Origin of the sequence: Oceaniovalibus guishaninsula JLT2003 (assembly GCF_000299575.1) — a bacterium.
Lineage (GTDB): Bacteria > Pseudomonadota > Alphaproteobacteria > Rhodobacterales > Rhodobacteraceae > Palleronia > Palleronia guishaninsula.
Genome location: NZ_AMGO01000047.1, coordinates 120,894 through 134,049 on the forward strand (window position 1 = coordinate 120,894; position 13,156 = coordinate 134,049).

Here is a 13,156-nt window from a genome sequence, read left to right on the forward strand (position 1 = left end):
TGCAACGCGGCGCACAGGATGCGCGTCGCCTCGTGCTCAGCCGGATCGACCCCGCGCGACAGCAGAATGCGGCAGCCCTCCGCGACAAGGGCGTGCAGCAGATCGGCCTCGAATGCGGGGCCGACCCGCTTGGCCGCGTTGCCGCCGGTGCCGAAGCCCGCGGCGACAAGCGGGCGTGCATCGGTCGCCAGCGCGCGCCGCACCGTTGCGGACCAGTCCGCATCGGCGGGACGCAGGGGCAGCGGGGTGTCGGGGATGGCCGTGTCGAAGGTGCGGCCGAACCAGTCGCGGGCGATGGCGCCCAGAGATCCCCCCCGCGGCCGTGCGGCTGGGCAGGCGGCGATAGGCAAGCCTCGGACCGGGGGCGAGCAGGCCGAGCTGGGTCAGGCGGCTGTCGGGATCGACCAGAAGCCAGTCCGCCGGTCCCAGCCCTGCCGTTTCCTGACGCAAGCTCGCCCGCAGGTCGGCCCAGGCGTTCAGGCGCGCCGCCAGACCGACGCGCCGCCCGTATTCGGTGGAAACGAACCGCGCGCCGGCGGCCTCGGCAGCGGCCTGGCCGACCGGCGGGCCGAAGTACACGATCTCGGCGTCGGGCCAGCGCGCGGCAAGGCCCCGGATCAGCGGAACGGTGATGGCCAGATCCGCGCCCAGCGTGACCCGCGACAGCACGCCGATCCGCCGCGGCGCCGCCGCGCCGCCGACGCGGCCATGCGTTCCCCATCCGGCGCGCGCCAGCAGACCGCCCTCGCCGTCGATGCCTTCCGCTGCCATTGCGCGTGTCAGGGGCGCGCAGGCCGGGACAGACCGCGAGGCGTCGATCACCTGCGCCATCACCCGGTCGCAGGCCAGGGCGCCCTGCGCGGTGAACCCGTCGCAAAGCGGCTCGACCACGCGGGCGAACAACGCTTCCGTTGCCGCTTCGTCGCCGGCAAGCGCCATCTGCGCCAACCGGGCAACCGCGCCGCGATTGCCATCGCGCAGGATCGCGTGGGCCAGATCGCGGGGGTCGTCGCCGCGCAGCATTTTCGCCGGTGCAACGGACCGGTTCATGACGCGGCCTTCCGAATGGCGACAAGCAGATCGTCCGCCGCCGCCGCGACCTCGTCGGGAGGGACGTCCAGACAGGGATGGCCGTCCACCGGACAGTCGAACAGATGACAGGGCGTGCAGGGCACCGACTTTGCCAGCAGGCGGTGCGGTGTCGCGCGGGGCGCCCATTGCGACGCAAGTTCGGTGCCTGCGAAAAGCACGATTGCGGGGACGCCCAGCGCCTCGGCCATGTGCATGGCCGAGCTGTTGCAGCACAGAACTAGCCGCGCTAACGACACCAGCGCCGCGACCTCGGCAACGCTGGTGCGCCCGGTCAGGTCGCGCGCGCCGGGGATCGCTGCGGCCAGCGCCGCGCCGCGTGCCGTGTCGCCGGGGGCGCCGGTCACAAGGACGCGAAAGCCATGCCGCGCGGCGATGCGGGCGGCGGCATCGGCCATGCGGTCCGGCGCATACTGGCGCGACGCGGCGCTGGCCCAGGGGGACAGCAACAGAAAGCCGTTCGGCCCTGGCGGGCCTGCCAGCGCCGTCGCCGTCTTGCGCGCGGTCTTCGGGATCGCAAGCCGCATCCGGGCATCGCCCGACGCGAATCCGAGGGCCCGGATCAGGGCAAGGTTGCGATCGGCCTGATGGATGCGCGGATCGCCTTTCGGAATGCGGTGGGTCAGCGCGCCGCCGCGTTCGTCCGACGCCCCTGCCACCAGCGGAACGCCCGCCTGACGGCAGGCGACGGCCGCCGCATGGGGACTTTGCGAAAAGCTGGTCAGGACGATGGCACCGTCCCAGCGGCCCTGCCCGATGCGCGCAACAAGGGATCGGCTGTCTGACGGATCGAAGGGGTCGCGGGGCACCGCGTCGGGCGGCGCCAGTTCCTGCCAAAGGGTGCGCGCCTGCATGACCTCGTCGATCCACGGCAGCAGGGGGGCGGCCTGCGCGCCCGAGGGGCTGGCCAGCAGACCGACATGCACCTGCGGGCGTGAGGCGCGGATCGCCGCCAGCGCCGGCCCGGTCATCAGCACGTCACCGATATTGTCCAGCCGCAGCACCAGAATGCGCCGCGCGTTCTGCCAATCGGAAGCGAAGCGCGGCGGGGCAGTGGGGCGCGGTTTCGGCGCGGCGCGCGCGGCCGGCAGCCGTGCGACCGCTTGCGCGACCTCGGCCGCTGCAATCTCGTGGGTACAGCTTTCGGGCCCGCGCGGCAGGGGGCAGGTGCCGGTCCACCAGCAGGCTTGCGCGGTCACGTCCTGCCTGCGCTCGGGGCAATCGGGAACGGCCTGAAGGTCGGCATCGCTAAGGCCGTAGCGCCCCGCCCAAGACGGGCCGAACAGCATCACCGTCGGCGTTCCCGCCAGGGCCGCCAGCCGCATCGGGCCGGTATCGCCGCCAATGGCGACGGCGCATCGGCCCAGGATCGCCCCCAGCATCCGCAGATCCACCGGCTTGAGCACAAACGCGCCGATCTGCCGGGCGATGCGGTCGGCGGCCGCATCTTCGCCCGCGGCGATCAGCAGCGGTTCCAGTCCGTGACGGTCACGCAAGGTCCGGCCGAGTTCCGCGAACCGTTCTTCGGGCCAGCGCTTGATCGCCATACCGGCCCCCAGCACCAGCGCGGCCGTCTTGCGGTCCGTCAGCCGGCGGGCGGCCTCGGCCCGCTCGGCCGGGGTCAGGAACAGATGCGCGGGGCCTGCCGCCTGCGGCCGCACCCACCCGTCCGCAATCAGCAGATCGACGAACCGCTGTCCGGCGCGGCGGTCGGACGGCGGGTCGCGCCACAGGTCCGTCACGGCGTCGGGCACCCGGTCGGCGATCAAAGCCCCGATGCCTTCGTAATCGGTCGTGGACACCGCCAGATCCCAGGGGCCATCGTCCAGCGCCCCCTCGACAGCCTGCCGCGCACCCGTTTTGGGGGCGATCCTTACGGCGGCGACATGCGGGTCGTGGCGCAGCAGGTCCGCGCCGGGTGCAAAGGTCAGCACCTCGACACTGGCGCGGGGATGGGACCGGGCGAGGGCCTGAATGGCGCCCAGCGCCTCGGTCAGATCGCCCAGTCCGCCCAGCAGTTCGACGAACAGGATCCGGCGGATGTCGCCCGGCGCGGTCATGCCACGCTGGCGGGCAGATCCCGCGCTTCGTCTGCGCCGCGCGTGATCCCGTCGCGTCCGAAGATGCGGGCCGGATCCTCGGGGATGGCGGGCGCCGCCCCGCCGGCGCATTCGAGGGCGGCGGCCGCGACCTCGGCCGGGTCGATATCGGCCAGACAGCGGTGGTGGCCTTCGGGGCAGACGCTTTTGAGGCAGACGCGGCAGGGCACGTCGCGGAACAGCACCCGGCCCTTCGCCTTCCACGGCGCATGTTGCAGGTTGGTCAACGCATAAAGGTCGACGACCGGCGTTCCCAAGGCGGCCGCCAGATGCGCGGGACCGGTATTGTTCGTCACCAGAACCGGCGCGCGCGCGATCAGCGCCGCAAGGTCGGGCAATTCCATCGGTCCCGTCGCCGCCACCCCCGAAAGGGTTGCGATGCGGTCCGCCAGCGTGGCCTCGGCGCCGTGCCCCGTCACCAGGATCCGCCAACCGTGGCGTTGCGTCAGGATCTCGGCCGCCTTGACGAAGGTGGCCAACGGCGCACGGCGCGACGGGGCGCTGGCGCCGGGATGGAGCACGCACCAGTTTCTACTGCCGTCCAGCCCCAGGGCGCGAAGCCGCGCCGCCGCCGCGCGTTCCGCCGACGCCGGCAGGACGAGGCCCGGCGCTTCGGGGCCGCGCAGCCCGACGCTGGCGACAAGGTCGATCTGGCGGCGGGCCTCGTGCCGCAGATGCGCGGCCGGTTCGGTTTCGCGCACCCAGTCGGTCAGCAGGTCATAGGGATTTTCGCGGCAATACGCCAATCGCAGCGGAATGCCGGCTAGGTGGCAGATCAGCGTCGCGGGCAGCGCGCTTTGACTATGGACGGTGAAGATCGCGGCGGCGTCGAACCGGCGGGCGCGCAGCATCTCGATCAGCGCCAGATCGGCATCGGGGTCGGGCAGGGTTCCGGGGGGCAGCTTGCTCCACGGGGCGCGGTAGACGATCACGTCGTCGATCGCCGGGATCAGCCGCGCCACCGCAGCACCGGCGGGCGAAGTCAGCAGGGTCAGATGCCGCGTCCCGGCACCGCTGCCCTTGATCGCGGCCAGCGCCGGGGCGGTCATCAGCACATCGCCCATCGCGTCCAGCCTGACAGCCAGCACCCGGCGGGCCGCATCCCAGCCGGCGGCGGTCACGACACGCTCCGCGCCGGGGCGACGGGTTCGCAGGGGGCGGCATCGCGGATGCGGGCGATGATGCCGGTGGTCGATTTGCCGGTGCGATAGCGCAGCAGGCGCACCTCGCCGCCCAGTTCCTCGACCGCCGCGGCCTCGGGCAGGGCGGCGCGGTCGTAATCGCCGCCCTTGGCGAAGACATGGGGCCGCAGCGCGCGGATCAGCGCCTCGGGCGTATCCTCGTCGAAGGCGGCGACGTGATCGACGAAGGTCAGCGCGGCAAGCATCCGCATCCGGGCCGAGCAGGCGTTGACGGGGCGCGACGGGCCCTTCAGCCGCCGCACCGACGCGTCCGAATTGACGCCGACGACCAGCACGTCGCCCAGTGCGCGGGCTTCTTCCAGATAGGCCAGGTGGCCTTCGTGCAGCAGGTCGAAACAGCCGTTGGTGAAGACGATCCGCGCCCCATCGGCGCGCAATGCATCCCCCAGCGACGCCAGCGCGGCGGCCGAGGGCAGGATGGCGGGCATCGGTGTTGGGCGCGTCTTCGCCAGAACCCCGCGCAATTCGCGCGCATCGCAGGTCGCGGTGCCCGGTTTCGCCACGGCGACCCCGGCTGCGGCGCAGGCCAGCCGCGCGGCATCCGCGATGTCGCCCCCGGCGGCCAGCCCCAGCGCCAGCGCGGCGGCGAACGTGTCGCCCGCGCCGGTGACGCCCGCGCCTTCGGCCGTTGCCGTGGCGGGCAGGTGCAAAGGCGGCTTTCCCGCGCGCAGCACCACCGCGCCGTCGCGGTCCAGCGTCGCCACCACGTTCTGCGCCCCTGTCAGACCCGGCAGGTCGGCCCCGGCCAACGCCGCGACCCTTGCGCCGGCATCGCCATCGGCCGGCGTCACGCCCCCGAGGCGCGCCGCTTCGGCGGCATTGGGGGTGACGGCGCAGGGCCGCAGATGGGCCAGCCGCCGCAGGTCGCGCGCATCGGCGATAAGCCGGCCCCGCGACTTCCGCCGCCAATTGGCGAGCACGTCGAGGATTTGGGGGCAGATCGCGCCATAGGCGTAGTCGGACACGATCACCGCCTCGGCCCCGTCGAGCGCCTGCCGCAGACGGTCGGCAAGCTGCATGGCGAGATCCTCGGTAGGCGCGTCGCCGTCGCCCTCGTCGAACCGGACGATCATCTGTCCGCCCGCCATCAGCCGGGTCTTGATCATGGTCCGCCGGTCGCATCCGCGCACCAGCCCGGACGTGGCGACGCCGCATTTTGCCAGCAAAGCCTGCAAGGCCCGTCCGCCTTCATCGGCGCCCGCAAGCGCCACCAGCGACACGTTCGCGCCCAGGGCTGCGGCGCAGGCCGCGGTGTTGGCAGCCCCGCCCGCGCGATCCTTCCACGCGATGTCGGACAGGATCGGCGCCGGCGCCTCGGATGCCAGCCTGTGGGCCGCGCCGGTTCCGTAGCGATCCAGCATGGCGTCGCCGACGACGACCACACTGCGTCCGGTCAGCGCATCGACAAGGCTTTCAACGCTCGTCATGCCGCGCTCCGGTCGCGCGCGACATCGCGCGGTCCGGCGGCAAGCACGATGCGCGCCGCCGTCGCCAGGTCGGGCACCACCGCGTCCGGCATCCGGTCGCGGGACAGCGCCCACTCCGTTTCGCCGCCGTTATCGACCAGAATCGACCGGCACCCGGCGGCATGGCCCGCCTCGACATCGTGGAGGATGTCGCCGATCATCCACGATTGCGCCGGATCGGCGTCCAGCGCGGCCAGAGCGGCCGTCAACATGCCCGGCGCGGGCTTGCGGCAATTGCAGGACACCGCCAGCGGCGCGACGCTGCCTTGGGGGTGGTGCGGGCACCAGTGAAACCCCGCCAGCCGCACGCCGAAGGAGGCCAGCAAGGCTTCGATCCGCCCGCGGACGGGGCCGAGCGCGGATTCGGGGAACAGGCCGCGCGCTATGCCGGACTGGTTCGTCACGACGGCAATGTGCCATCCCGCATCGGCCAGCAGCGCCAGCCCCTCGCCCGCGCCCGGTGTCAGGCGGATAAGGTCGGGATCGACGTTGTAGGGCACGTCCTCGATCAGGGTGCCGTCCTTGTCGAGAAGGATCGCGCCGCGCGGACAATCGCCGGCGGTCATGTCACGAACCGGGGATACGCCGCTGCACCGGCATCGCGCATTGCCGGACGCATGGGCGGCCTGTCCGCGACCGGGGCGATCCGGGCATCCGTTTCGACGGCCGCGCAGATTTCGTGCATCATCAGCGTATGCACTTCCTGGATCCGGGGGGTCGAATTGGAGGGCACGACAACGGCACGGTCGCATTGCGCCAGAAGCGGCCCGCCATCGCGGCCCAGCAGCGCCAGACGCCGCAGGCCCGCCTTGCCGGCCGCGTCGAAGGCGGCAATCAGGTTGCGCGACTGGCCCGATGTGCTGAAGGCAAGGATGGCGTCGCCGGGACGGCCCAGCGCCAGAACCTCGCGCGCCAACGCGTCCTCATAGCTGAAATCGTTCGACCAGGCGGTCATCGTCGCGGCACAGCAGCCAAGGGCTATGGCGGGCAGGGCGCGGCGGCCCGGCACAAGGAACCGGCCGACCAGTTCGGCAACCATGTGCTGCGCGTCGGCCGCGCTGCCGCCGTTGCCGCAGACCAGCAGCTTGCCGCCATTCGACAGCACGTCCGTCACTTCGGCGGCCAGCCGCGCGGTCTGAAGGGCCAGGATGCCGCGATGGGCCGACAGAAGGCGCGCCAATTCGTCGAATCCGTCTGCGCGATGGTTCGGCACTGTCCTTGCCTGGGGCGGGCATTGCCTGGCTGGCCGTTGCAGAAGGTCGCGGAAGGCGGTGTCCAGCCCGTCGGCCACGCTGTTCCACGTGAAACGATCCGCGACGCGCCGCCGTCCCGCCTGGCCCATCCGGGCACGAAGGGCGGGATCGGCATGCAGACGACCGAGCGCATCCGCCGCGGCTCCCGGATCGCGCGGCGGGACGAGGATGCCCGTCTCGCCGTCCACGACGCTGTGCGCGATCCCGCCGACCGCCGCGCCGATGACCGGAATGCCGCAGGCCATCGCCTCGAGCGGCGTGATGCCGAAGGGTTCGTACCACGGCAGGGTCAGGAACGCGTCCGCCGCATGGAAGTAATAGCGTAGCAGATCGCGCGGCCGCGACCCGGCGAAATTCACCGCGTCGGCCACGCCTTCATCCGCCGCCACCCCGCGCAGCCTGGCATATTCGGCATCCGTGCTGGCATTGAGGATCGGGGACGCGCCGCCCACGACGGCCAGCCGCATGTCGGTGGCCCCGGCCCTGCGGCACCGCGCAACCGCGCGGATGGCGTCATCGACGCCCTTGCGCGGCACCATCCGGCCTAGTTGCAGCGCCAGGAACCCGTCCGCCGGCAATCCCAGAATGGCGCGGGCGGTATCGCGGGGCACGGCGGCGAATTCGTCCAGATCGACGCCGCAGGGCACTTCGCGGATGCGCTGCGGATCGGCGCGATAGAGCGTGACCAGATCGCGGCGGTCCTGCGGGCATTCGGCGATCACCAGCGCCGCCTCGCGCGCGACACGTTCCTCGATCGCCTCGCGTTCGGGCGGAAAGCGGTCGGCCGATCCCTGCGCCTGCCTGCGGACGCGGCCCAGCGCGTGAAAGGTTATGGCAAAGGGGATGCCGGTCGCGGCGGAAACGTCGGCGGCGACAAGCCCCGACAGGAAGAAGTTCGCGTGGATCAGGTCGGGCCGGCTGTCGCGGCAATGCGCCTCGGTCCAGGCGGCAAAGGCGGGCATGAGGCCCAGCAGATCCTCCTTCGGGATCGGAGCGGCGGGGCCCGCGGGCACATGCACGACGCGCACCCCGTCCAGCCATTCCGTCACCTCCGGCAGGTCGGGATCGTCGCGGCGGGTCAGAACCTCGACCGACCACCCGTGCCGCACCAGATGCCGCGCGACCTGCCCGACATAGACGTTCTGGCCACCGCCATCGGCCCCGCCCAGCGCCCCGAGAGGCGAGGCATGTTCCGAGATCATCGTCAGCCTGGGGCCATCGCCGGGCCGGGACATGGGAAAATCACGCATGGGCGGCCATCCTTTCGATGGGTCGGATCCCCGTCACCTCGGCCAGTGCATCGCACCAGTCGGCGACGAAACGGTCGATGCCGAACCGCTGACGGGCGATGCGGGCGGCGCCTTGCGACAGCATCCGCGCCTCGGCCGGATCGGCGATCAGGCGGCGCATGTGGTCGTGCAGCACGTGCTCGCGCGTATCGACCCAGCCCGACACGCCGTTCTCGACCGCGCTGCTCATCTCGGTGGTGGCCAGCCCCACGATCGGCAGGCCCGCCATCATCGCCTCGCACACCGCCAGCCCGAGGCTGGTATAGCGGATGGGGTTGAAGAAGAACCGATAGTCGGCCAGCCGATAGGGCAGATCAGCCAGCGGCACCTGCCCCAGCCCGCCCATCGCCGTCGAACCCATTCCCAGAAGGTCCAGCGGCACGGCATCGCGCGCACGCTGGAACACGTCGGCCCCGATGCGGCGCCCGCGCGTTGGAAGGTCGTTGACCACGGTGATGCCGCGCGGACGTTCGCCGGTCCAGACGGCATCGTCCGGCACCGTGACGCCGTGTTCGATCACGCGCGTCGGCGTGCGGCCCGAATCCCACATCAATTCGTTGAACGCGGTGACATGGACCAGCAGCGCGCCCGGATCGTCCACCGGATGCCGTTCCTCGGTCGGGTGCATCAGCGGCGGGTCGTGTTCAAGGTGCAGACGTGGCAGGCGAAGCTGTTCGGCACTGAGGATCTCGTGCCGGTCGATGGTCCAGTTGCGGTGCGATTGCGTCAGGACGGCGTCGAACTGCATGTCCTTGACGGCTTCGGCCGGAACCTCGGACAGGTTGTCGGGCCAGGCGAACCCCGGAAGCCGCCCGCCATAGCCTTCGGGGCGGCCTTCCCGGATCGGCATGACGATCTCGTGCGGGACATGCGACAAATACCAAAGGTAGCTGCCATGCACATGCCATGTGAGGATGCGGAGGGGTTGTTTCATCGCGGGCCATGACGGTTGTCGAGGTTCCAAGCCATATCGCGGATGGCGGTGTTAAGTTCCCGCCGCGCGGCGAATTGTCGTTTCTCGCCCGATACGTGCGTCTTGGCGGGCCCAAAGGCCCAAGGCCCCCAGAACGGCGAGATGGCGTTCCGGCAAAGGCAGATCCGGGGGTGCCACGGGATCGGTCAGCGCGCTTCCGCCAAACTCGGCCGCGATGCCTGCGCGGCGCGGAATCCCGGCAAGATGCAGGGCGAAAGCCAGATCGAGGACCGATTGACCCGGATCCGACAGCAGGATCGCGCCTTGGGGCCGTTCGCCGTGCAGGTCGATGGGACCGGGACCGACATGAAGAAGATCCCGGTCGGTGAAGCCCGTCAGCGGCGGCTGTCCCGGCCACAGCCCGACCAGACGCGACCGGCGGCTTTCCGCCCAGAGCGCCAGCGCCTTCAGGGCCGGTCCCAGCGCCGCGGCCTCCGTCATCGGGCCGACATGCGCGACAAGAAGGCATTTGGCCCCGCTCCAATCGGCTTTGGGCAGGGTCATCGCAGAAGCGCCTCGGCCTGCGCCAGCACTTCGTCCGTGGCTGGCAGGGGTGCGTCGGGCTGGCCCCGCAGCCGACCCGCGACGACGATGCGATGACGGTCGCGATCCAGCGGCGCCCATCGGTCGGGATCGGCGGCCAGAAAGACCGTGACCGACGGGGTGCGCGTCGCCACGGCCAGATGTGCGACGCCGGTGTCGTTGCTGACCAGCAGCGCCGCCCTTCGCAGCAGCAGCGCCAGAACGCCCAGCGGCGTGCGGCCCGCAAGGTCGATGGCGGGATGCCGCATGGCCCCGGCGACGGCGGCGGTGATGGCCTTTTCGCCGGCCGTTCCGGTCAGCACGACGGAATGGCCCCGGTCCGCCAGCGCGTCGCCGATGGCGGCGAACCGTTCGGCGGGCCAGCGGCGGACCGGCGTGCTGGCGCCCGGATGCAGGCAGACGTAGCGGCCCGGTCGCGCGTCCAGCAGGGCCGCCAGCGCCGCACGGTCGCCAGGATGGTCCGCGAATTGCAGATCGGTGCCCCGGTCGGGCAGTCCAAGCTGCCGCATCAGGCCCGTCCAGCGCAGGATCTCGTGCCCGGTTTCGGGATAGGGAAACCAGTCCGGTCCATTGGCGGGACAGGCGGCGGCGGGCAGGTATCCGACGCTGCGGCTGGCGGCCAGTTGCGGCATGAAGGCATCCAGATGGCTCCCATCGCCATGCATCTGGACGGCCAGATCCCAGCGCCGCGCCTGCATCGCGGCGCGGAACACGGGCCAGGGCGGATCAGGCACGGACCGTTCGGGGATGCCGGGGCAGCCGGGGAACGGAAGCGTCTCGTCGATCATCGGCAGGACGCGCGCCGCCAGCGTCTCGGTCCCCGGCAGGACGACCAGCGCCAGATGGGCATCGGGCCAGCCCGTCCGCATCGCGCGCAGCGCAGGCCCCGCGCACAGCATGTCGCCAAGCCCCGGAAGCGCGCGCAGGATCGCGACCCGTTCGGGAACCCCTTTCATGCCGCGACGCGCCAGTCCGTCGCGGCCGTCACCAGCGCCAGCATCGCCAGCACGATCACGGGCAGGATCAGCGCGGTCAGCCCCCAAGCCCCCTGCAACGCGGCCCCCAGGGTCGCGCCGGCGATCAGACCGATCCACATCAGCATGAAGAACCCCCATCGGACCGGTTGCGGCTGGCCGGTGGCAAGTTGGGCCAGTCCCTTGCCGATCCGCGCCACCATGCCGGTCACGTAGGTCAGGCTGACGCTGCTGTCGCCGACCTTGCCCAGCGTGGCGTTCTGCGCCCCCATCGCAATGGCAAGCGCCGTGATTGCCGGGGCGAACCCCGTGGACGGCGCGGGCAGGACCATTGCCGCGAGCAGCGCCGCGGCGACGACGGCCAGGGTGGCGGGCGCGTGCCGGTAGCCCGCCTTCTGGCCGATGACGGTGCCTACGAAAGTGCCCGCGACGAAGCCCGCGAAGGCGCCGGCGGGGGCGGCCAGATGCGCCAGATCGCCTTGGGCGATCTTGATGCCGAAGGTCGTGCTGTTGCCGCTCATGAACGAGACGAATATCCGCGCGAATTGCAGATAGGACACCGCATCGACGAACCCCGCCACCGCGATCAGCGTCAGCGCGAGGGCCTGCTGGCGAAGCTGCACCGTCATCGCGGCGGGCCGGGGACAGGGTCTGGATGGGCGTGCATCGGTCGCGGTCCGGTCAGGCGGGCGTCAGAACACCCGGAACGATGCAATGCGCGTTCCGTTCCGCAAGGCGGACCCTGCCTTCCGCTGCCACCGGATACCGGAGACCTCGCCCATGCCGTTTGCCCGCCTGCCCCGACTTCTGGATCGGCTCGATCCGGGGCGGTCGCAGGCCCGGTATGCGGCGATGGTGGCGGCGGCAACGGTGGCGACCTACGGCATCCTCTATCTTACCGCGCGGCTGCTGGACCTGCCCTTGTCGGGCGCGGTGCTGGGCGCGACGGTCGCGCAGTATCTGGGCTGGTTCATCACCGCGCCGACGTTGCGGCAGGTACTGCGTCAGTCGATTGCCGCCACGGTCGTGGCCTTGCCGGGGCTTGGACTGGCGCTGTGGCTGACCGGCGCCATCTGGCCGTCGCTGGCCGTCACGACCGTGCTGACGGCCGCCGCCTTCGTCTTCCGCGCGTGGTCGGCCGGCATGCGGACGGTCGCGCTGACCGCGTCCTATACGTTCGTGTTCGCGGTCTATCTGGACATCACGGCGCAGGATGCGGTGTGGTCGCTGGCCGCGGTCCTTGTCGGCGGCCTGGTTGCGACGCTGGTCCGGTTCCTTCTCTGGCGCGGTCCGTCGCCGCGCCGCGGGGATCTGGTGCGCGCCTATCTGCTGAACCTTTCCGCTTTCCTGCGCCGTGCCGCGAAAGGAGCGCCCGAGAAAGCGCAGCGCCGCCTGCGCGCCCGCACCACGCCGACCGAACTGCGCCTGACCGCCGCGGGCGGCGAGGATGCCAAGGTCGCCGCGCTGCTGGTGCGGCTGCGCGTCCACGCCACCGACGCGGCGCTTTGCGACGATCCCGGCGGTGCGGACCTGGCGGATGCCCTCGACGGAGGCGGGCGGGCCGAAGGGGCGGCAGGGGCGATCCTGCACGAGATAAGGGCGCTCGGCTATGCGGAGGACCGGGTTCGGGTGCCGCCCGCGCCCGACGATTCGCCCGATCCACCCTTCCGTGTGCGGCTGAAACAGGCGGCGCAGCGGGCGGTTCAGGTCGCGCTGGCGCTGGCCGTTGCGCTGCCGCTGGGTTACTGGATCGACGCCGACCGCTGGGCCTGGGCCTATCTGGCGGCAATGCTGGTCCTTTACGGCACGGGGACGGCCGACGATGTGCTGGTCAAGGGCTGGCGGCGTGTCAGGGGAACCGTCATCGGCGGCGTCGGCGGGTTGCTGATTGCCGGGTTGCTGCGCGGCGACATCGCGGTCGAGGTGGCGTCGATCATCATTCTGCAATTCCTCGCAGTCTATTTCCAGACCTTCAGCTATGCCTGGATGATGGCGGCATCGACCGCCCTGCTGGCGCTGTTCTTCGGGGTTTCGGGCAACCCCGTGCCTTCCGTGATGGGCCTGCGGCTGGGCGAGACGCTGGCGGGCGCGCTGGTCGGGTTCGTCGTGTCGCAGGCGGTCTTTCCGTCGCGCGCACGGCGCCGCAGCCGGGATGCGCTGGACAATCTGCTGACCGCGATCGCCGCCGTGCTGGGCCGAGACGGCGACGGGATCGCCGCCGACAACCGGCTGGCCAAGGCATTGACGGCCTTGCAGGCCGCCTCGGCG

11 protein-coding genes are annotated in these 13,156 nt (G+C 71.5%); 1 reads left to right on the forward strand and 10 read right to left on the reverse strand.

The genetic code is table 11. The features are described 5' to 3' along the window. Positions 1-36: 36 nt before the first annotated feature. The 10 genes from OCGS_RS11020 to OCGS_RS11065 are packed head-to-tail and all read right to left on the reverse strand — an operon-like array spanning position 37 to position 11,517. On the reverse strand, positions 37-1,050 hold the full coding sequence (locus OCGS_RS11020; RefSeq protein ID WP_007427328.1) for a hypothetical protein: 1,014 nt from the start codon (positions 1,048-1,050) through the stop codon (positions 37-39). Then, complete coding sequence (locus tag OCGS_RS14610) at positions 1,047-3,149, reverse strand: glycosyltransferase family 9 protein (protein ID WP_007427329.1); 2,103 nt, start codon at positions 3,147-3,149, stop codon at positions 1,047-1,049. The genes OCGS_RS11020 and OCGS_RS14610 overlap by 4 nt, the downstream gene beginning before the upstream one ends. Beyond that, entirely contained in the window at positions 3,146-4,309 is a 1,164-nt protein-coding gene (locus OCGS_RS11030) for a glycosyltransferase family 9 protein (protein WP_007427330.1), read from the reverse strand. The genes OCGS_RS14610 and OCGS_RS11030 overlap by 4 nt, the downstream gene beginning before the upstream one ends. Further along, positions 4,306-5,817 (reverse strand): D-glycero-beta-D-manno-heptose 1-phosphate adenylyltransferase, encoded by a 1,512-nt coding sequence (gene rfaE2, locus OCGS_RS11035; protein WP_007427331.1) that lies wholly within the window; start codon positions 5,815-5,817, stop codon positions 4,306-4,308. Before rfaE2 ends, OCGS_RS11030 begins: the two co-directional genes overlap by 4 nt. Next, positions 5,814-6,422, reverse strand: coding sequence for a D-glycero-alpha-D-manno-heptose-1,7-bisphosphate 7-phosphatase (locus tag OCGS_RS11040; protein WP_007427332.1), 609 nt, complete (start codon positions 6,420-6,422; stop codon positions 5,814-5,816). The genes rfaE2 and OCGS_RS11040 overlap by 4 nt, the downstream gene beginning before the upstream one ends. Beyond that, on the reverse strand, positions 6,419-8,359 hold the full coding sequence (locus tag OCGS_RS11045) for a glycosyltransferase (RefSeq protein WP_007427333.1): 1,941 nt from the start codon (positions 8,357-8,359) through the stop codon (positions 6,419-6,421). Before OCGS_RS11045 ends, OCGS_RS11040 begins: the two co-directional genes overlap by 4 nt. Beyond that, on the reverse strand, positions 8,352-9,332 hold the full coding sequence (locus OCGS_RS11050; RefSeq protein ID WP_040610927.1) for a glycosyltransferase: 981 nt from the start codon (positions 9,330-9,332) through the stop codon (positions 8,352-8,354). Before OCGS_RS11050 ends, OCGS_RS11045 begins: the two co-directional genes overlap by 8 nt. A 51-nt stretch (positions 9,333-9,383) precedes the next feature. Further along, positions 9,384-9,875: a hypothetical protein gene (locus OCGS_RS11055; RefSeq protein ID WP_007427335.1), complete on the reverse strand. Its 492-nt coding sequence runs from the start codon at positions 9,873-9,875 to the stop codon at positions 9,384-9,386. After that, positions 9,872-10,870 carry a glycosyltransferase family 9 protein gene (locus OCGS_RS11060; RefSeq protein WP_007427336.1) on the reverse strand — a complete coding sequence of 333 codons (999 nt, stop codon included), beginning with the start codon at positions 10,868-10,870 and terminating at the stop codon, positions 9,872-9,874. Before OCGS_RS11060 ends, OCGS_RS11055 begins: the two co-directional genes overlap by 4 nt. Next, positions 10,867-11,517 carry a YoaK family protein gene (locus OCGS_RS11065; protein ID WP_007427337.1) on the reverse strand — a complete coding sequence of 217 codons (651 nt, stop codon included), beginning with the start codon at positions 11,515-11,517 and terminating at the stop codon, positions 10,867-10,869. The genes OCGS_RS11060 and OCGS_RS11065 overlap by 4 nt, the downstream gene beginning before the upstream one ends. Before the next feature lie 151 nt (positions 11,518-11,668). On the opposite strand from OCGS_RS11065, the gene OCGS_RS11070 reads away from it, so the two are divergent. After that, on the forward strand, positions 11,669-13,156 hold a 1,488-nt coding region (locus OCGS_RS11070), incomplete at its 3' end, for an FUSC family protein (RefSeq protein WP_156801037.1).